Here is an 18,348-nt window from a genome sequence, read left to right on the forward strand (position 1 = left end):
CGGGCCTCAGGCGGTCAGGGCGGCGGGGGCGGGTTCGGCCGCGCGGGCCCAGCACCAGACGCGGTGGCGGCTGCCGGCATCGGCGGCCGGAGGCGCCTGCTCGGAACAGCGCGGTTGCGCCTCCGGGCAGCGCGCCGCGAAGGCGCAGCCGCGCGACTCGGGCGTCATCACTGGCACGATGCCGGGCAGCTCGGCCAGCCGCGCCGTATGGTCCTGGCCGTCGGCGAAATCAGGCAACGAGCGGATCAGCGCCTGGGTATAGGGGTGCTGGGCGCGATCCAGGATGTCGTCGACGCTGCCTTCCTCGACCTTGCGCCCGGCGTACATCACGATGACGCGCTGGCACATCTGCGCGACCACGCCCAGGTCATGGGTGATCAGCACGATGGAGGTGCCCAGCCGCTGCTGGATTTCCCGCAGCAGGTGCAGGATCTGCGCCTGGATGGTGACGTCCAGCGCGGTGGTGGGCTCGTCGGCGATCAGGACCTTGGGCTGGCAGGCCAGCGCCATGGCGATCATGGCGCGTTGGCGCATGCCGCCCGACAGCTGGTAGGGATACTCGCGCACCCGGCGCGCCGGGTCGGAGATCTGCACCAGCTCCAGCAGCGATTCGGCCTGTGCCATGGCCTCGCGCCGCGACAGGCCCTGGTGCAGCATGAGCGATTCGCTGATCTGCCGGCCCACCGTGAACACCGGGTTCAGCGAGGTCATGGGTTCCTGGAAGATCATCGAGATCTGGTTGCCGCGGATCGCGCGCATGGCCTTTTCTGGCAGCGCCAGCAGATCCTGGCCGTCGAACTCGATGCTGCCGCCGGCCACTCGCCCGGGGGCGCGCAACAGGCGCATGATGGACAGGGACGTGACGCTCTTGCCGCAGCCGGATTCGCCGACCAGGCCCAGGGTTTCACCGGGCATCAGGTCGAAGGACAGGCGGTCCACGGCAAGCACTGTGGTTTCATCGCCATCGAAACAGGTGGTGAGGTCGTGCACGCGCAAGACGGGTTGGGTTTGCATGGGCGCTCCTACAGCTTTTTCGCCAGACGGGGATCGAGCATGTCGCGCAGCCCGTCGCCCACCAGATTGACGGCCAGGACGGCCACGCCCAGGAACAAGCCCGGATACAGGATGATGTGGAAAGCCACGGCCACGAAGTTGCGGCCTTCGGCCATTATGTTGCCCCAGCTGGGGATCTGCGGCGGTATGCCCACGCCCAGGAAGCTCAGTACGGCCTCGGTCAGGATGGCGGACGCCGCGATGAAGGTGGCCTGCACCATCAGCGGGGCGAACAGGTTGGGCAGGATGTGGCGCAGCAGGATCGCGGGCACGCGCGTGCCGGACGAAATGGCGGCCTCGATATAGGGCTGCTCGCGTATCGTCAGCACCAGCGCCCGCACCAGGCGCACCACGCGCGGCACCTCGGGGATGACGATGGCGATGATCACGGTGCCCAGGCCGCCCTTCAGCGTGGCCATCAGGGCGATGGCCAGCAGCACGCCCGGAATGGCCATCAGGCCGTCCATGATGCGCATGATGAAGGCGTCGATGCGCCGGAAGTAGCCCGCGGCCATGCCCAGGGCCACGCCGGCGACGGTGGAGACCACCGCCACCACGATGCCGACCACCAGCGAGACGCGGGCGCCCCAGACGGTGCGCGAATAGACGTCGCGGCCCAGCGCGTCGGTGCCGAAGAAGTGTTCGGACGATGGCGGCTTCATGCGCGCCAGCGGATTGATGTCCTGCGGATCGACGGTGGCCAGCCAGGGCGCGGCCAGCGCAATCGCGGCCAGCGCCAGCAGGATGGCGCCGCCGATGTAAAGCATGGGATGGCGGCGCAGCGAGCGCAGCACGCGGCGATGGCGCGGCCGGCGCGCGGGCAGGGACAGGGTAGTGGTCGTCATGCGTAGTCCCCGTTCAATAGCGGATGCGCGGATCGAAGAGCCGGTAGCTCAGGTCGACCAGCAGGTTGATCAGGACATAGATGCCGGAGGCCACCAGCAGCACGCCCTGGATCACGGGATAGTCGTGGCGCAGCACGGCGTCGATGGTCAGGCGGCCCAGGCCGGGAATCGCGAATACGGTTTCCGTGACCACGACGCCGCCGATCAGCAGGGCCACGCCCACGCCGATGGTGGTGACGATGGGATTGGCGGCGTTCTTCAGCGCATGCCAGACGATGGGGCCGGCCGCCAGGCCCTTGGCGCGGGCGGTGCGGATGTAGTCTTCGGACAGGGCTTCCAGCATGGTGGCGCGCGTCATGCGCGTGAGCAGCGCCATGTAGACCAGACCCAGCGACAGGCAGGGCAGCACCAGATGGCGCAGGTAGGGCACCACGCCGTCGGCCAGGGGCTTGTAGCCCTGCACCGGCAGCCAGCCCAGCTTGATCGAAAAGCCGTAGACCAGGCTGTAGCCGATCAGGAACACCGGCACCGAGAATGCGCAGACCGCGCCTATCATGACCAGCCGGTCGAGCCAGCGTCCCGCGTGCCAGGCCGCCAGCACGCCCAGCGGAATCGCCGCGATCACCGCGAACAGCATGGTGAAAATGGCGATGGACAGCGTCGGCCCCATGCGCTGGCCGATCAGCTGCGAGACCGGCATCTGTGTCGACATCGACGTGCCCAGATCACCAGTGGCGATGTGGCTGACCCAGATGCCGAACTGCTGCAGCAATGGTTTGTCCAGCCCCAGGTTCTGGCGGATCTTCTCCACGTCGTCGGCGGTGGCGTTGTCGCCCGCGATCACCGCCGCGGGATCGCCCGGCGACAGGTGGATCAGCAGGAACACCACGACCGCGACCACGGCCATGACAGGAATGACGGCCGCGATGCGGCGCAGTATGTATTTCACGCTGGTTTTCCCCCGGCTTGTGGCCGGGCGCTCATGGCGCCCGGCGCCCGCCTTACGGCTTCTCGATGTTCCACATCACCGGGATGCCGGTCTTCAGCAGCTCGGTGTGCTGCAAGCCGCGGAACGCGGACACGGGCTTGAATTCCCCCCACATGACATACGGCACGCTCTGGTAGGCGCGCGCCTGCATCTGCGCGGCGATGTCCTTGCGCTTGGCCGGGTCCGTTTCGCGGATCCAGCTGGTGCGCAGCGCGTCGAGTTCCTTGTCGCAGGGCCAGCCCGGCAGGCTGTTGCCGCAAGCGGCGGACATCCAGGGATTGGTCACCGGCGTGCTGGCGTCGTAATAGCCGCCCCAGGTCAGGAAGACGTTCCAGCCGCCTTGCGCGGGCGGATCCTTCTTCAGGCGGCGTCCGGCCAGGGAGGCCCAGTCCATGGATTGCAGGTCGACGTTGATGCCGGCCTTCTTCATGTTCTGCGTCAGCACCATGACGGCGGGCGCGCTGAGGTGGTCCGTGGGGTACAGCACCACGACTTTCTCGCCCTTGTAGCCGGCTTCCTGCAGCAGTTGCTTGGCGCGCGCCGGGTCGGTCTTGGCGTACGGCGCCGCGCCCGCGTCGCTGGCCAGCGGCGAGCCGCAGACAAAGAGGCTGGGGCAATAGTCCACGCGGTATTTCTCCGGGTAGCCCATGGCCGACAGCATTTCCTTCTGGTTCACCAGGTGGTAGAGCGCCTGGCGGGCAAGCTGGTTGTCGAAGGGCGGATGCAGCGAATTGAGGATGACCATGCCCTGCGTCGCGACGGACGTGTTCAGGGTGATGTCCTTGTTGGTCTCCAGCACGGGCAGGAAGTCGGGCGTGGTCTGTTCGATCATGTCGACTTCGCCGTTCATCAGGGCGGCGGTGGCCGTGTTGCCGTCGGGAATGTAGACCCACTCGACGCGGTCCACCTTGACGTTCTTGCCGCCCGCCAGGCCGTCGGCAGGTTCCGTGCGCGGCACGTAGGCCGGGTTTTTCACGTACACGACCTTGTTGCCCGGCACCCATTCATCGCGCTTGAAGAGGAAGGGGCCCGAGCCGACCATTTCCGTGACCTGGGTGTTCGGGTCCGTCATGGCCAGGCGCTTGGGCATGATGAAGGGCGGCATGCCGGAAGGCTTGGACAGGGCGTCCAGCACCAGGCCGAAAGGCTCCTTCAGCGTCAGCGTGAAGCTGTTGTCGCCGGTCACCGCGAGTTCGGCGCCCGCGGCCATCATGGCCTGGCCCAGCGTGTCCTTCTTGGCCCAACGCTGGATCGACGCCACGCAGTCCTCGGCCTTGACGGGCGTGCCGTCATTGAACTTCAGGCCTGGGCGCAAGGTGAAGCTCCAGCTCTTGCCGTCCTCGGATACGGTCCAGCTGTCCACCATCTGCGGCTTGACCTGGCCCTTGCTGTCCTGCGAGAACAGGGTGTCGAACACCATGTAGCCGTGGTTGCGCGTGATGTAGGCCGTGTTGAACAGCGGGTCCAGCGTCTTGAGGTCCGCGTGCGGCACCAGGCGCAGGGTCTTGGTCTGCGCCAGCGCGCCGGTGGCGGCCCCCATGGCCAGCAGGGCGGCTGCGCCCAGCAAACTGAAACGTCTGATCATTGTTATCCCCTTCGTTATTCCCATGCCCTGGTCGGGCGGCGATCGTTGAGCCTCAGGCCTTGAACGGCCACTTCGGCAATTTGCGCTTGGTGTAAGGCAGCGCGTTGTAGTCGGTGGTGATGGCGCCCGGCGTTTCCACGTAGATGACGTGGCGGCCGACCTGCGAATACGAGGCGTAGAAATGCTGCGACGATTTCACGATGATGAGCTTCATGGCCTGCAGGTCCACGCCGAACTGCGTGAACAGGTCGGTGCCCATGGCCTGGGTGCGGTTGGTGGTCAGGGCGATGGTCACGCCCTGGCTGCGCACGATGGCCACGTCGCCCAGCAGGGCGGGCGTGCCGGCCAGCCCGGTCATGATGGCGTCGCGCTTGAGCGCCACGATTTCGCAGTCCAGGTCCAGCGGCTGTCCCGATACCGGCGCGACCTTGCCGCCGATGCGCAGCTGGATGCGCGCGCCTTCGCCAGCTTCGAAACAGAGCTGCACCGCCACCGGATCCCAGAAGGGGCCGGTCGCGACGTCGGTGATGCCGCGCGCCAGCACGCGTTCCAGGATGAAGGTGGCGTCGCTGGGGGCGCCGCCGCCCGCGTTGTCGGCGGAATCGGCCAGCACCACCGGGAAGTCGTTCAACGCCAGGGCCTGGTCCAGCGCTTCGTCGGCGCCGGGGTAGGGCGGCGCCAACTGGTCGCGAAAGCCGATGATCTCTTCGCCCAGCGCGCGCGCCAGGGCGTTGGCCTGGGCCTGGTCGCCGTCGGTATAGACCAGCACCTTGGAACCCATGTCGGGGGTGTCGCCCCACGGGAAGCCATGCGCGATCGACACCGACAGCACGCCTTCCTTGCCTTCCATCGCGAGCAGGCGGTCGACGAAGCTGCGCATGGGTTCGCGGCTGGTGTGCATGATGGAGATCATCTCGCAGTCGTACACGGCGCGCGTTGGCTTGATGCGGCCTTCGGCGCGCGCCACGCACAGGTCCACCAGGTCGTAGGCGCGTTCCAGGATGTCCGTGTGCGGATATTCCTTGAAGCACACCAGGAAGTCGGCGCTTTCCACCATGTCCGCCGTCATGTGGCAATGCGGGTCCAGTTCGGCGCCGATCACGGTGTCGGGGCCCACGATCTCGCGCGCGCGGCGCAGCAGGTCGCCTTCGCAGTCGTCGTAGCCGTCGGCCACCATGGCGCCGTGCAGGCCGAACAGGGCGATGTCGACGCGGCCCGCGCGCTTCAGGTCGCCCAGCAGTTCGTCGCGCAGGGTTTCGTAGGCGTGGCGGGTGGTGATGCCGGCCGGCGTTGCGCCGGCGGTCAGGCCTTCGATCAAGGTCCAGTCCTTGCCTTGCGCGCGCTGGCGCGCCGCCCACAGCGGCCCCGAGAACATCTGCATGCGGTCCGGATGCTGGCCTGCGGGGTAGTAGCCGCGCGCCCGATAGGCCGACAGCCCGGTCGGGATGGGAGAGAAGGTGTTCGTCTCGGTCGCCAGGGACCCGGAAAAGATTTTCATGCTGCCGCTCCGCGTAAGGATGTGCACATGGGGGCGCAGGCGTTGCCGCGAGCGCAAGGAAAAGACCGCACCGCCTGGCGCGAGGGCCGGGCAGTGTCAAACCATCGGACAGGCCCGCGGGGCGGGATCAGGCTTCGGACACGGGGCCCGGCGTGTAGCCGCCGTGCGCGACTGCCGCGCCCAGCCAAGCCTGCACCTCGATTTCCACGTCCACGCCCATGGCCAGCTTGGCCTCGACCGTCGAACGCGAAGGGAAGTCGGACGAGAAATGGCTGCGGTAGGCGTCGTTGAACTGCGCAAAGAGCTCCAGGTCCGACAGCCATACCGTCACGCGCACCACGTCCTTGAGGGTGGCGCCCGCCAGGGCCAGCGTTTCCTTGATGCGCTCGATGGCGGCATGGGTCTGGGCGGTGATGTCGCCGCGCACGACCTGGCCGTTGGCGTCCATCGGGATCTGGCCCGACAGGAACAGGAAGCCGCCGGCCTGGGTGGCGCGGGAGAACGGCAGGGGCAGGGGGCTGGGGTAGCGGGCAATGGTGGTCATGGTGGACTCTCGCAGGCAAGGGGGTGGGTTCAGCGCAATCGCGCAGGACGCACGGCTTCGGCATTCACGCCGTGCGCATGCAGATGGGCGGGCAGCGGCTGGCGCGTGAGCAGCGCGGCAGCCAGCTCAGAAGTCGCCGCGGCCGTCTGGATACCATAGCCGCCTTGGGCCGCCAGCCAGAAGAAGGCGGGCGCATCGGCATCCCAGCCGACCACGAAATCGCCGTCGCGCACGAAGGAACGCAGGCCGGCCCAGGTGTGCTTGGGGCGGCGGATGGTGAGCGAGGTCGCGCTTTCGATGCGGTAGATGCCGGTGGCCACGTCCAGTTCTTCCGGCACCACGTCATGCGCGGCGACCGGATCGGCGTTGGCCGGCGATCCCAGCAATTGGCCGGCATCGGGCTTGAAGTAATAGCTTTCGTCGACGCCGACCACGGCCGGCCAATGGGCAAAGTCCACGTCCTGCGGGCCGGAGAACGTGAAGGCGGTGCGGCGGCACGGCTGAAGGCCGACGGGCGAGGCCCCGCAGAGGGCCGCGGTATGGTCCGCCCAGGCGCCCGCGGCGTTGACCAGCGCTCGCGCACGCAGGCTGCGGCCATCGGCCAGCGTCAGCGTCCAGACGCCGTCCGCATGGGCGGCCGACACGACTTCGGCATTGTTGTGCAGTACTGCGCCCTGGCGCGACATGCCGCGCAGAAAGCCCTGATGCAGCGCGTGCACGTCGATGTCGCGCGCGTCCGGTTCTTCGATGGCGCCGCAGATCTGGTCGGCGCGCAGACAGGGCACGCGCTCGACGGCCGCTTCGGCGTCGATCAGCGCCACATTGGGCGATTGGCTGCGGAAGTCGTCATAGACCTGGCGCAGCAGGTCCCGCTGTTCGGGCGTGGCGATGTACAGCACGCCGCGCGGGCTGAGCAGCGGATGCTCGCTGAAGCCCTGCGGCGGATTTTCGTAGAAGGCGCGGCTGGCGCGCGTGAGCGCCTTGATCTGGTCCGTGCCGTAGGTTTCCATGAACATGGCCGCGGAACGGCCGGTGGAGTGGTAGCCCGGCTGGGCCTCGCGTTCCAACACGGCCACCGAGGCCGTGGCGCTCAGGCGGTAGGCCACGGAAGCGCCGGCGATGCCGGCGCCGATCACGGCGTAATCGAATAGGGGTTCTGCTGTCATTTTGTCGGAAGCGAGAATTCTCTTATTTGATAATTCTCGAATACGATAGTTTTTTGACGGCAGACAAGTAATAGGGGAAAGCCCCGATGGAGGAAACTCTGGTGCTCGGGAGGTCAGGTCAGGCGGGTGCCATTGGGAACCTGATCGTCCGGCACTGCCAGCACGATGCCGCCGGACTCGTCCGCGAAACCCAGCACCAGCACTTCGGATTTCATCGGCCCGATCTGGCGCGGCGGAAAGTTCACCACCGCCATGACGCGCTTGCCCGTCAGCTGTTCCAGCGTGTAGCGATCGGTGATCTGCGCCGAACTCTTGCGGATGCCCACGCCGGCGCCGAAATCTATCGTCAGCTTGTAGGCGGGTTTGCGCGCCTCGGGAAAGGCTTGCGCCGACTGGATGGTACCGATGCGGATGTCGACCTTGAGAAAGTCGTCAAAGCCGATATCGGCGGCGGCGGGGGTGTTCGGGTCTTGGGTGTAATGCACGTTGGGTCCTTGGATTGGGCTGTCCGTCACCTTGCGCAGAGCCGATTTGGTCGATAGGCGGAACAGTTTGTTCCGCGCAATGGGGTGTTTTTTGGCTTCCTGGACGTATTCGGGACAATTGCCGGTCGGTAGAATTCGCCATGCATTTTCCTCTATCTACTCGTCGGAAGGCCACAACGTCATGAGCAACGCTTATCTGGACGCCCTCAAGCAGCGTCGCACGCAGTACTCGCTGGGCCGCAACCTGTCGATCTCCAAGGAGGAACTGACCTCCCTGATCCAGGAAGCGATCAAGCACAGCCCCTCGTCGTTCAATTCGCAAAGTTCGCGCGCCGTGATCCTGTTCGGCGCCGAGAGCGAAAAGCTCTGGAACATCGCGATCGAAGAAGTGCGCAAGGTCGCGCCGGCCGAGAGCTTTGCCCAGACCGAAGCCAAGCTCAAGAGCTTCGCCGCGGGCGTGGGCACCGTGCTGTTCTTTGAAGACCAGGGCGTGGTGCAGGGCTTGCAGGAAAAATTCGCTCTGTACGCGGACAACTTCCCGGTCTGGTCCGAGCAGGCGGGCGGCATGGCCCAGTTGTCGGTCTGGAGCACCCTGGCCAGCGCGGGCGTGGGCGCCAGCCTGCAGCACTACAACCCGCTGATCGACGCCGCCGTCGCTCGCGAATGGAACGTTCCGGCGTATTGGAAGCTGCGCGCGCAGATGCCGTTCGGCTCCAACGAAAACGGCTTCGGCGAAAAGGCGTTCATGGACGACGCCGAGCGCTTCCGCGTGGCCGGCTGAGTTTTCGGGACGCCTTGCGCGTCCCGGTCCGAGCGCATCGGAAAGCCCGCAATTCCCAGGGAATCGCGGGCTTTTTTACGTCCGGCTCCTGGCGGACTTCAATCCGTCTTCCAGCCCCATTTCTTGAAGATCGCCCGGCCTTCGGGCGCAGTCAGGAAGTCGATAAAGGCCTGCGCCTGGGCATTGCCCTTGCCTTTCCTGGTCACGACGGCGCCCGCGTCGCGATAGATGCGGTAGGGCTCTTCCACCTCGACCATGCTGGCGAGCTCGGGGTTGGACACCTGCCAGATGTTCCAGATCAGCCAGGCGTCTATGGTCTTGTCCTCGGTCCATTGGGTGCGCGCCTGTGCGCTGTTGCCGGCCTCCGGCAGCACGAGGTTGGCGCGGAAGGCGCGCACGGTTTCGATGTCGCCAAGACGGCCGGCCACGTCTTCCCACAGTCCCGTCTGGCCCGCGCCGGACACGGCCATGACCTTGATGCCGGGCTTGAGCAGATCCTTGAAGCCCTTGATTGCCTTGGGATTGCCCGGACGCACCAGGATGGCCGAGGGCCTCAGGTACAGCGTGCGGGCCTCGCGCAGCTCGAACACGCCGGGCAGCGCCGAGGCGAAACCACTCATCATGTTTTCGGCGCCGCTGTAGATCACGTCGGCGTCCTGTTTGGCCTTGTCGGCCCAGGCCGGCGTGGGGCCCGCGGTGACGCTGACGTCAATGCCGTGCAGCTTGCCGAACGCAGTGGCCGCTTCCTTCATCGCGGGCGCGGGACCGCCGGGGCCGTACACGTTCAGGCCTGGAGCGGCCCAGGCGCTGCCGGCGGCGGTGCAAGCCAGGGCAACGCCGCAGGCAAACGATCTGATCGACTTCATATCAAGACTTCCATTTCTGCGCTGACCGACGCCGGGCGTCCGGCGCGTTCGGCTGGTTGATCCGTGGCGTGCTGCGTGGTCTCTTGCGCGGCTTGCCACTGAGTAGACGAGCAAGGGAAGGGGAATATTCCAATGGACTGTGCAATCCGCGCTGCGTTGCAGAGCGTTGAACTCTGTTTCCAGTCTGTTAAAAAGTCGCGTGCAAAATTGCAGCCTTGCTGCCGCCTTGCGATGAATGGCTTAACGGTCTGCAAGCATCGAAACGCTGCGCAGCGCATTCTCAAAGAGAAACGTCACATGAAATCTGGAATCCCCGTGGGCCGCCTGCTGTGCGTCGCCGGCCTGTTCGCGCTTGCCGCGCCCGCCTATGCGATCGATTGCGCCAAAGCCGCCAGCGCCGTGGAAAAGCTGATCTGCTCGGACCGCAAGACCGTGGCGGCGGACGCCGAGTTGAACCGGGCTTACGCCGCGATTCTGAAACAGGCTCCCGACGGAGATATCCGCGCCATGCTGGCGCACAACCAGAAGCGCTGGATTGTGGCGCGCGACCGCGCGCTCACGAACCTGATCGAGGACCCGGGTTCGGTTCCCGACGGCAAGACGGCCGCAGGCGTCGCTCGCGATTTGATCCAAAGCCGCACGGCGCAGCTCAAGGAGACGCACAAGGGCGCAACGCTCCCCGACATGATCGGCAGCGCAGTCCGCCAGCAGCAGTTCCAGGCGCAATTCACCGGCGGCGCTTACGCCGGCTACTCGACTTCTTGCGACGTCTTCCCAGGCGAAAATGCCTACTACGGCTGCTTCGCGACGCGGCATTACCAGAATAACGACCGCATTTGCTCGGTCGACGAGTACTGGGCGTCGGGCGGCGTCTACACCAAGCGCTATGTCGCCAACGTCGTGGACGGCAAGCCGCAGTTGGCGGCATCCTGCTCGTTCAGCAGCTCGGACGAGGCATGCTCCGATAAGGCGGGCGAGACAAAATGGAACATGAAGCCGAAAAAGCCAGACTTTTCCTATCCAGCCCAGCCGCTGCCCAAGATCGATGGAGAGATCGTGGGCGATGACGACTATGAGTGGGCCCGAGCCTGCCTGACGGGCGCGGCCTACCCTGCCAATTGACGCTGGCGAGCCGATCGCGAGCGCGCGATCGGCCTTGTATTGCGGTGGTTTGCGCGTATTGCGTGCAGTTCGCGGTGGATTGGCAATACTTGCAGTATTTTGAGGGTTATGTATTTAGTTGTAAGTCAAGCGGAACCTCACGGTGATCCGCTGGCAGGCAAGAGCGCTATACGTTTACCTAGGGAAAACCCGTAGATTGCGTTGCTCAGAGGGTGTTTTTCAGGCCGGATCTGCGGCAAGATTTTGAAACCGACTGGATGGCTGCGTGTTTAAAACGTCCATCCCGCGAACGTAGAATCCCGTTTTTCATCAGTGCCATCCGGCTGACAGGAAACGAACCATGAAGAAAACCATCCTCCTTGCGTCCGTATGCGCCGCGCTGCTGCAAGCTTGCGCTCCGACTTCCTCTCCCCGTGAAGGATCGTCCTCCATGCCCACTACCGCCACCACGCCCGCCAGCCCTGAAGTTAGCCTGCCCGCCTATTACTGGCGCCTGGCTTCCGCCACCGATGCAGCGGGCAAGCCGATAGCCGCGCTGCAGGCTGGCGTCGAACACCAACTGCGCCTGTCGTTCACGCAGGACGCCTTGAACATCCGCGGCGGCTGCAATGCGCAGTTCGGGGGCTACACCTACAAGAACGGCGTGCTGCAGGTGGCGAACCTCGCGTCGACCATGAAGGCCTGCGACCAGAGCCTGATGCGCCTGGACGCCGAGATCGGCCAGCGCATGAAGGGCGACCTGCGCGCCACGCTCAGCGGACACGCTTCCGAACCCGGACTGGAGCTGGTTGCGCAGGACGGCAGCGTCCTGAAGTTCGTCGGCGAACCTACGCCCGAGACCCTGTACGGCAGCGCCGGCGAAATCATGTTCCTGGAAGTTGCCGCGAAGAAGACGGAGTGCAGCCACCCGCTGATTCCCAATTATCAGTGCCTGATGGTGCGCGAGCGCCGCTACAACGAAGCCGGCGTGCAGCAGCCTACCCAGGACAAGTGGCATCCGCTGTATCAGTCCATCGAAGGCTTCCAGCACCAGGATGGCGTGCGCACCGTGCTGCGCGTGAAGCGCTACGACTGGAAGAACCCGCCCGCGGATGCGCCCAAGCAGGTGTATGTGCTGGACATGGTGGTGGAGCAGGACGCGTCGAAGAAGTAAGACGCCAGCTTCCCTCTGGATTTCCCCATTGCGCCCGGCCCCTGGATTCAGCGGCCGGGCGCAGTCATTTCACCCGGTGCAGGGTACTATGTTGTAAATTGTAGTCATTCTCATTTATAACCGTGCGTCTTCATGGCCGCCTCCGATCCCTCTCCGCGGCACCCCCTGCATACGCTGTACCAGGAACACCAAGGCTGGTTGCAGGGCTGGCTGCGTAAAAAACTGGGATGCGCTTTCGACGCCGCCGACCTGGTGCATGACACCTATCTGCGTGTGCTGGCCCGCCGTGATCCGGGCGACATCCGCGAGCCGCGTTCCTATCTGGCGACCATCGCGCACGGTCTCATGGTGAATCACCTGCGCCGCAGGGATCTCGAACGCGCCTATCTGGAAACGCTGGCGCAGCTGCCCCAGGCGCAGTCGCCGTCACCCGAGGAGCGCGCCCTGGCGCTGGAAGCCCTGTGTGAAATCGACGCCATGCTGGATGGCTTGCCCGTCCCGGTGCGGCGCGCTTTCCTGCTTTGCCAGCTTGAAGGGCAGACGCACGCGGATATTGCCAAGACGCTGGGCGTGTCGGTCGGCTCGGTGCGGCTGTACATCGCGCGCGCCCTGCGCCAGTGCCTGGAGTTCGCGCCATGAGCGCCGGCGAGGCAGGGCGCATCGATCCGCGTGCATTGGACGGCGCGGTGGACTGGTTTTTGCGGCTGACCTCCGGCAGCGCCAGCCAGGCGGACCGGGACGCGTGGCAAGCCTGGCGCCAGGCCGATCCTGAACACGAGCGCGCCTGGCAGCGCACCGAAGCGCTTACGCGCCGTTTTGAGGCGTTGCCCAAGGGCATGCTGCCCGTGTTGGGGCGACCGCGCTCGTCCGCCCGCCGCGCCGCGCTGGGCAAGCTGCTGGTGCTGATCGGCGCCGGAGGCGCCATCGGCTACGCGCAGGTCGATGAAGCCTGGCGCGGCTGGGTGGCGCAATACCGCACTGCTGTCGGCGCCCGGCGCGAGGTGATGCTGGCGGACCATAGCCGCGTGGTGCTCAATGCCGCCACCGCCATGGACGTCCTGTTCGATGCCCAGCAGCGGCTGATCGCGCTGCACGGCGGCGAAATCCTGATCGAAACCGCGCCGGACCCGCAACAGGTTTCCCGGCCGTTCATCGTGCGCACCCGCGAAGGCAGCATCACCGCATTGGGTACGCGCTTCGTGGTCAGGCGCGACGATGGCGTATCGGCGGTACAGGTTCTGGAAGGCGCCGTGCGCGTGGCGCTACCGGGCGCTTCGGCGGATGCGGCGCGCATCGTGCCCGCCGGCATGGGCCTGCGCTTTGGCGGCGGCCATATCGATGACGCCCAAGCGCTGACCGGCGACCCCGCCGCCTGGCAGCGCGGCATGCTGCAGGTCGACGGCATGCCTTTGAATGAATTCCTGCGCGAGCTTCAGCGTTACCGCACGGGCTGGATCGATTGCGCGCCCGAAGTGGCGCATCTGCCGATTTCCGGCGCCTTCCCGCTGGCCGAACCCGACCGGGTGCTGGCCACGGTAGCGGACACCCTGCAACTCGGCCTGCGCCATCGCACCCGCTACTGGGTGTCGCTGGTGCCGCGCGGCGGGACTATTTTGTAACGGCGACTAGCACTTTCTGCGTCTTATCTGGCTACGAGGGTAAGACCAACATCTGGAGTGCATGTCATGCCCCGTCAGCTTCCCCCGTTGCGCGCAAGCGTCTCCTTCCCCGCCTTGCTCGCGGCAGGCGTATTCGCGCTGCCTCTGGCCGGGTTGATAACGCCTGCCCAGGCGCAGACGCAGGCGGGGCAGGTGAGCGTAGCCATCGAGCCCGGGCCGCTCAGCGCGGCGCTGTCGGCCTACGCGGCCCAGGCCGGCGTCCTGCTGTCGTTCGATCCTGCTCTGACGCGCGACCTCCAGTCGCCGGGATTGCGCGGCAGCTATGGCTTCGAGGAAGGGCTGCGCCAGCTGCTGGCCGGCAGCGGGCTGGAACCGGCGCGGCGCGCGGACGGCGGCTACACGCTGCGCAGATTGCCGCAGGGCGAAGTCACGGCCTTGCCCGCCGTGACCGTCACCGGCGCTGGCGACGAAGGTCCCTCCGAAGGGACGGGCTCCTATACCGTGCCGGCAACCAGCGCCGCCACCCGCATGCCGCTGTCGCTGCGCGAAACCCCGCAATCCATCAGCGTCGTCACGCGGCAGCAGATGGACGACCAGAACCTGAACACGCTGGACGAGGTGATGCGCCAGACGCCCGGCATCGCCGTCGACCGGCTGGATGAGCGCGTGCAATTCACCTCGCGCGGTTTTGCGTTGAACACCATGCTCGATGGCGTGCCCACGCTGTCGTTCAAGACGCCGTCGGCCGAGGCGGGCATGATCAACACCGCCATCTACGACCGGGTGGAAGTCGTGCGCGGCGCCGCAGGCCTGCTCAACGGCGTGGGCGAACCCGGTGGTTCGGTGAACCTGGTGCGCAAGCGCCCCACATCGGAGTTTGCCGGACACGTCACCGGCGGCGTCGGCCGCTGGAACAGCTACAACGCCGAAGCCGATCTGGGCGGCCCGCTGAACAGCGCCGGCACGCTGCGCGGCCGCGTGGTTGCCGCCCGCACCGCGGGCGACAGCTTCATCGACTACAAGAAGCGGTCCGACGATGTCTTCTACGGCATCCTCGAGGCCGACATCCTGCCCAGCACCACGGTCAGCCTCGGCTACGAGCACCAGAAGACCGCCATCGACGGCGCGAACTTCGGCCAGGCGCCGCTGTTCTACAGCGACGGCACGCGCACGAACTTTCCCAGGTCCTTCAATCCCGTGACGCCGTGGAGCCAATGGGACATGTATACGGACCGGATATTCGCGACCTTGGACCACCGCTTCGGCAGCGGCTGGCACGTCAAGATGGACGCCAGCCGCCTGAAAAACGAAAGAAAAGCCGCCTGGGGCTACGTCCTCGCGTATCAGCCCGTCGATCCGTCCGGCGCGTCCACCATCGAATTGCGCGACAACCCCGCAAGCTCCACCAACAAGTCCTTCGACGTCTACGCCGAAGGGCCGTTCCAGGCATTCGGCAGGGAGCACCGGGCCGTCCTGGGGCTGAGCTACAACCGCTACACCAGCGAACTCAACCTGAACTCGGCGAATCCCGCCGGCTGGGACCGTCGGCGCGTGAATCTCTACGAGCTGCGCGACGTGCCGCGGCCCGCCATGCCCTACACTTTCTACAACACCTTCCTGGATGCGAAGGAGACCGCCATCTACGGTTCCGCGCGCCTGAAGGTGGCCGAGCCGGTGTCGCTGATCCTGGGCGCGCGGACCACCTGGTACGAAGAAAACTCATCGGCCTACAACGGCCCCGCCAACACCTGGACCCACAACCCCACCGCAAAGGAAAACGGCGTCTTCACGCCTTATGCCGGCGTGGTCGTGGACCTGAGCAAGGATTATTCGGCCTACGCCAGCTACACCCGGATCTTCATTCCCACCACCTCGCGCGACGCCAGCAACGTGGTGCTGCCTCCTCAAACCGGCCAGAACTATGAAATCGGCCTGAAGGGCGAACACCTGGACGGCAAGCTGAACACAAGCTTCGCGATATTCCGCACCCAAGAGGAAAACGTTGCGGTGGAGGATCCGTCCAGCCCGCCGCTGCCGGACGGGAGCACTCCCTACCGCGCCGTCAAAGGCGCGCGCAGCAAGGGTTTCGAGCTGACCGCATCCGGCGAAGTGGCGCCGGGCCTGCAGCTGATGGGCGGCTACACCTACTTTGCCAAGCGCGACGCCGAAGGCGCATTGCTGTTGCCGAGCACGCCGCAGCGGCTGTTCCGCCTGGCCGCCAGCTACAGGCTGCCGGGCGAATGGAGCAAGCTTACGATCGGCGGCAACGTCAGCTACCAGAGCAGCATCTACTACGACGAAGCCGGCGGGCTAGGGCGCGCCAGCCAGGGCGGCGTCACGCTGTTTGGCCTGATGGCGCGCTATGACTTCAACAGGCATGTGTCCGCGTCCGTCAACGTGGAAAACCTGACCGACAAGTATTACTACAGCGGTCTGGGGGGCTACAACGGCTACAACTACGGCACGCCCAGGAACGTCTGGATGAAGGTGAGCTACAAGTTCTGAGGACCGGGCAAGCCAGGCGGCGGGGGCGCGCGGAGGCTTTCGCGCGGGGCGGGTTTGATGTTTGTCATGTCCGCGGCTTCCGGGTTGATGGGACAATCCTCGTTGATGGCCATTCCCGATCGCAGCCATGAACACCTACCCCTTGCTGCTCATCCTGCACCTGCTTGCCGCCTTCCTGTTCGTCGGCACCGTTACGTTCGAGGTGCTGTTCCTGGAACCCGTGCACAAGCGCCTGCCGCCCGACGTGCGGCGCGCGCTGGGCAGCCAGCTGGCGCCACGCGTGCGGGCCGTGCTGCCGTGGTCGGTCGCCGTGCTGTACCTGGCCGGCCTGGGGCTGGCCTGGCAGTACCGCAGCGCGCTCGCCAACCCGTTTGCATCGTCCTTCGGCGTCCTGCTGTCGCTGAAGATCGCGCTTGCCTTGAGCGTGCTGGTCCATGTCGCGACCGCCTTGACGCTCGCTCGCCGCAAGCGCCTGACTGGCGCATTGAGCCGGCGCATGCATATCAGCGTGTTCTGCCACATGGTGCTGATCGTGGTGTTGGCCAAGGCGATGTTCCACGTGGCCTGGTGAGCGCGGAGGCCGCGGCGCCGTAGGAGCCCCTGCCGCAGTGCTATGCCGGCAATGCGAGCGGCTCAAGCGTTCCGTAGCCTTCCTCCCCATATACCAGCGCCGGCAGCGGCGAACGGCCCTGGCCGTTCGTTTCCCATAGTTCCGCCACCCATTGCATCGCCGTATCGACGATGACGTCCTGGACGTTGAATCCACCTTCGTCCGACGCGAACAGAGGAACCTCGGGCTCGATGCCGTCTTCCGTGTGGCGCACATCGAACAGGTAGCGGTGGCCTTCGATGGCCTTGTTGAGCACGAACAGGTCCGGGCCTTCCAGGCTGGCCACCACGGAGAACGTGCCTTCGCCGTCCTGGTCGGGGAACACCACGAAGTGGATCTCGCGCGCCTTGGGCGGCAGGGCGGCGATCAGCGCTGTCAGTGTGGCGCGCGCCGCGGCGTCGTGGGCGCGCAGGATGCGCAGCAGTTCGGTTTCGTATTCGGATCGGTTCATGGCATTCCGTTCAGGACTGGTTGGCGCATTTTGTCGCCGACCTCTGGAGAGGCGGCAGGGAGTGCCGTGGATTATCTGCCATTTCCTGTCGCCGTCACCGCGCCAGCCGCAGGCACTCCATGAAGTACGCCGCATGTTCCGAGGCCAGCGCGGCGTCTCGCCACACCATGCCTGTAATCCCGCGGCTGCGCATCGCCAGCGGCAATACCTTGATCATGTGCTGCTTGGCGAAATGCTTTGCCAGCCGCTCGGAGATCGGCAGTACCAGATCCGATCCGTCCAATAGCGCCAGGTTGACCAGCACCGACGACGATTCCACCTGATGCCAGGGCGCGGGCTGGCCGGCCAGCGCCAGTTCGTAATCGATGCGTATCCGCATCGGTGTTGAAGCGCCGGGCGCGATCCAGGGGTATTCCTGCACGTCCTCCCATGTCACCTTGCGCTTGTTCGCCAGCGGATGCGCCGTGCCCACGGCCAGGCAGATGGGCTCGCCGTACAACTCTTCGTAGTGCAGGTTGCGCGGCAGCGAGTGCTGTTCCAGGCGTCCCACCAGCACGTCGAACGTGCCTTCCTGCATCAGCGGCAGCAGGTAGTCCAGCGTGTTCTCGGCCAGGCGCAGCAGCACGCGCGGATAGCGTTCGCGAAAGCGCCGGATGCTGGGCGGCAGCAGCACCGGCGCGATATTGGGCGTGACGCCCACTGCCAGCGTGCCGGTGGCGCCGCGGGCCAGCTGCGCCATGGTGTCCTGGGCGCGGCCCAGCTTGCCCAGGATCTCGCGCGCATGCGTGCGCAGTTCCAGTCCATACAGCGTGGGTTCGATGCCGCGCGCGTGGCGCTCGAACAGCGTCAGGCCGATGTCTGCTTCCAGGTCCTTCAGCCACTTCGATAGCGCCGGCTGTGTGATGTTGAGTTCCGACGCGACCTGGCTCAGGTTGCGGGTTTCGCACAGGCGCACCAGTATGGCCAGGTGGCGCAGGCGGATGCGGTGGGTCCAGTCCATGCGGGCATCCTTGAGGCATAAATGCAGGGTTATGGCTCGGTAATATTAATTCATTATCAATTTATGTCTCCTCTACA

At 65.8% G+C, this 18,348-nt stretch carries 18 protein-coding genes; 7 read left to right on the plus strand and 11 right to left on the minus strand.

The features are described 5' to 3' along the window. Positions 1-6: 6 nt before the first annotated feature. From HV766_RS11590 to HV766_RS11625, 8 genes are all read right to left on the minus strand, one after another. Positions 7-1,014, minus strand: a complete 1,008-nt coding sequence (locus HV766_RS11590; protein WP_054450277.1) for an ABC transporter ATP-binding protein — start codon at positions 1,012-1,014, stop codon at positions 7-9. Between the two features lie 8 nt (positions 1,015-1,022). Continuing rightward, positions 1,023-1,898: an ABC transporter permease gene (locus tag HV766_RS11595; protein ID WP_054450278.1), complete on the minus strand. Its 876-nt coding sequence runs from the start codon at positions 1,896-1,898 to the stop codon at positions 1,023-1,025. Positions 1,899-1,911: 13 nt separating this feature from the next. Then, entirely contained in the window at positions 1,912-2,847 is a 936-nt protein-coding gene (locus tag HV766_RS11600; protein ID WP_054450281.1) for an ABC transporter permease, read from the minus strand. A gap of 52 nt (positions 2,848-2,899) precedes the next feature. Further along, positions 2,900-4,471: an ABC transporter substrate-binding protein gene (locus HV766_RS11605; RefSeq protein WP_119448993.1), complete on the minus strand. Its 1,572-nt coding sequence runs from the start codon at positions 4,469-4,471 to the stop codon at positions 2,900-2,902. Positions 4,472-4,523: 52 nt separating this feature from the next. Then, positions 4,524-5,969 carry a M81 family metallopeptidase gene (locus HV766_RS11610; protein ID WP_175159527.1) on the minus strand — a complete coding sequence of 482 codons (1,446 nt, stop codon included), beginning with the start codon at positions 5,967-5,969 and terminating at the stop codon, positions 4,524-4,526. A gap of 127 nt (positions 5,970-6,096) precedes the next feature. Further along, the gene (locus HV766_RS11615; protein ID WP_054450287.1) at positions 6,097-6,513 is read right to left on the minus strand and encodes a RidA family protein; all 417 of its coding nucleotides are present in this window, start codon (positions 6,511-6,513) and stop codon (positions 6,097-6,099) included. A gap of 29 nt (positions 6,514-6,542) precedes the next feature. Next, positions 6,543-7,679, minus strand: coding sequence for an NAD(P)/FAD-dependent oxidoreductase (locus HV766_RS11620; protein WP_054450289.1), 1,137 nt, complete (start codon positions 7,677-7,679; stop codon positions 6,543-6,545). 113 nt (positions 7,680-7,792) lie between these two features. Continuing rightward, positions 7,793-8,164 (minus strand): tRNA-binding protein, encoded by a 372-nt coding sequence (locus tag HV766_RS11625; protein ID WP_119448997.1) that lies wholly within the window; start codon positions 8,162-8,164, stop codon positions 7,793-7,795. A gap of 181 nt (positions 8,165-8,345) precedes the next feature. Here HV766_RS11625 and HV766_RS11630 point away from each other — a divergent pair, with 181 nt between their 5' ends. Next, positions 8,346-8,945 carry a nitroreductase family protein gene (locus tag HV766_RS11630; protein ID WP_054450292.1) on the plus strand — a complete coding sequence of 200 codons (600 nt, stop codon included), beginning with the start codon at positions 8,346-8,348 and terminating at the stop codon, positions 8,943-8,945. A 98-nt stretch (positions 8,946-9,043) separates the two neighbouring features. Here HV766_RS11630 and HV766_RS11635 read toward each other — a convergent pair whose 3' ends face one another. After that, positions 9,044-9,811 (minus strand): extracellular solute-binding protein, encoded by a 768-nt coding sequence (locus HV766_RS11635; RefSeq protein ID WP_175181182.1) that lies wholly within the window; start codon positions 9,809-9,811, stop codon positions 9,044-9,046. Positions 9,812-9,943: 132 nt separating this feature from the next. On the opposite strand from HV766_RS11635, the gene HV766_RS11640 reads away from it, so the two are divergent. The 6 genes from HV766_RS11640 to HV766_RS11665 all read left to right on the plus strand — a co-directional run bounded on the left by HV766_RS11640 (position 9,944) and on the right by HV766_RS11665 (position 16,781). Continuing rightward, positions 9,944-10,933 (plus strand): lysozyme inhibitor LprI family protein, encoded by a 990-nt coding sequence (locus HV766_RS11640; RefSeq protein ID WP_306650121.1) that lies wholly within the window; start codon positions 9,944-9,946, stop codon positions 10,931-10,933. Positions 10,934-11,363: 430 nt separating this feature from the next. Further along, positions 11,364-12,086, plus strand: coding sequence for an META and DUF4377 domain-containing protein (locus HV766_RS11645; RefSeq protein ID WP_054450298.1), 723 nt, complete (start codon positions 11,364-11,366; stop codon positions 12,084-12,086). A 132-nt stretch (positions 12,087-12,218) separates the two neighbouring features. Continuing rightward, a complete protein-coding gene (locus HV766_RS11650) occupies positions 12,219-12,725 on the plus strand; it encodes a sigma-70 family RNA polymerase sigma factor (RefSeq protein WP_054450300.1) in 507 nt (168 codons plus the stop codon). Then, positions 12,722-13,705 carry a FecR domain-containing protein gene (locus HV766_RS11655; protein ID WP_119449001.1) on the plus strand — a complete coding sequence of 328 codons (984 nt, stop codon included), beginning with the start codon at positions 12,722-12,724 and terminating at the stop codon, positions 13,703-13,705. The genes HV766_RS11650 and HV766_RS11655 overlap by 4 nt, the downstream gene beginning before the upstream one ends. A 66-nt stretch (positions 13,706-13,771) precedes the next feature. Then, a complete protein-coding gene (locus tag HV766_RS11660; protein ID WP_125472427.1) occupies positions 13,772-16,210 on the plus strand; it encodes a TonB-dependent siderophore receptor in 2,439 nt (812 codons plus the stop codon). Between the two features lie 127 nt (positions 16,211-16,337). After that, on the plus strand, positions 16,338-16,781 hold the full coding sequence (locus HV766_RS11665) for a CopD family copper resistance protein (RefSeq protein WP_125472428.1): 444 nt from the start codon (positions 16,338-16,340) through the stop codon (positions 16,779-16,781). Between the two features lie 40 nt (positions 16,782-16,821). On the opposite strand, the gene HV766_RS11670 is transcribed toward HV766_RS11665, so the two are convergent. Both HV766_RS11670 and HV766_RS11675 read right to left on the minus strand, forming a co-directional pair. Next, entirely contained in the window at positions 16,822-17,271 is a 450-nt protein-coding gene (locus tag HV766_RS11670) for a DUF6389 family protein (RefSeq protein WP_054450307.1), read from the minus strand. Positions 17,272-17,365: 94 nt separating this feature from the next. Continuing rightward, the gene (locus HV766_RS11675; protein ID WP_054450309.1) at positions 17,366-18,271 is read right to left on the minus strand and encodes a LysR family transcriptional regulator; all 906 of its coding nucleotides are present in this window, start codon (positions 18,269-18,271) and stop codon (positions 17,366-17,368) included. Positions 18,272-18,348: the final 77 nt, after the last annotated feature.

The sequence above is a fragment of the Achromobacter aegrifaciens genome, assembly GCF_902859735.1.
Lineage (GTDB): Bacteria > Pseudomonadota > Gammaproteobacteria > Burkholderiales > Burkholderiaceae_B > Achromobacter > Achromobacter aegrifaciens.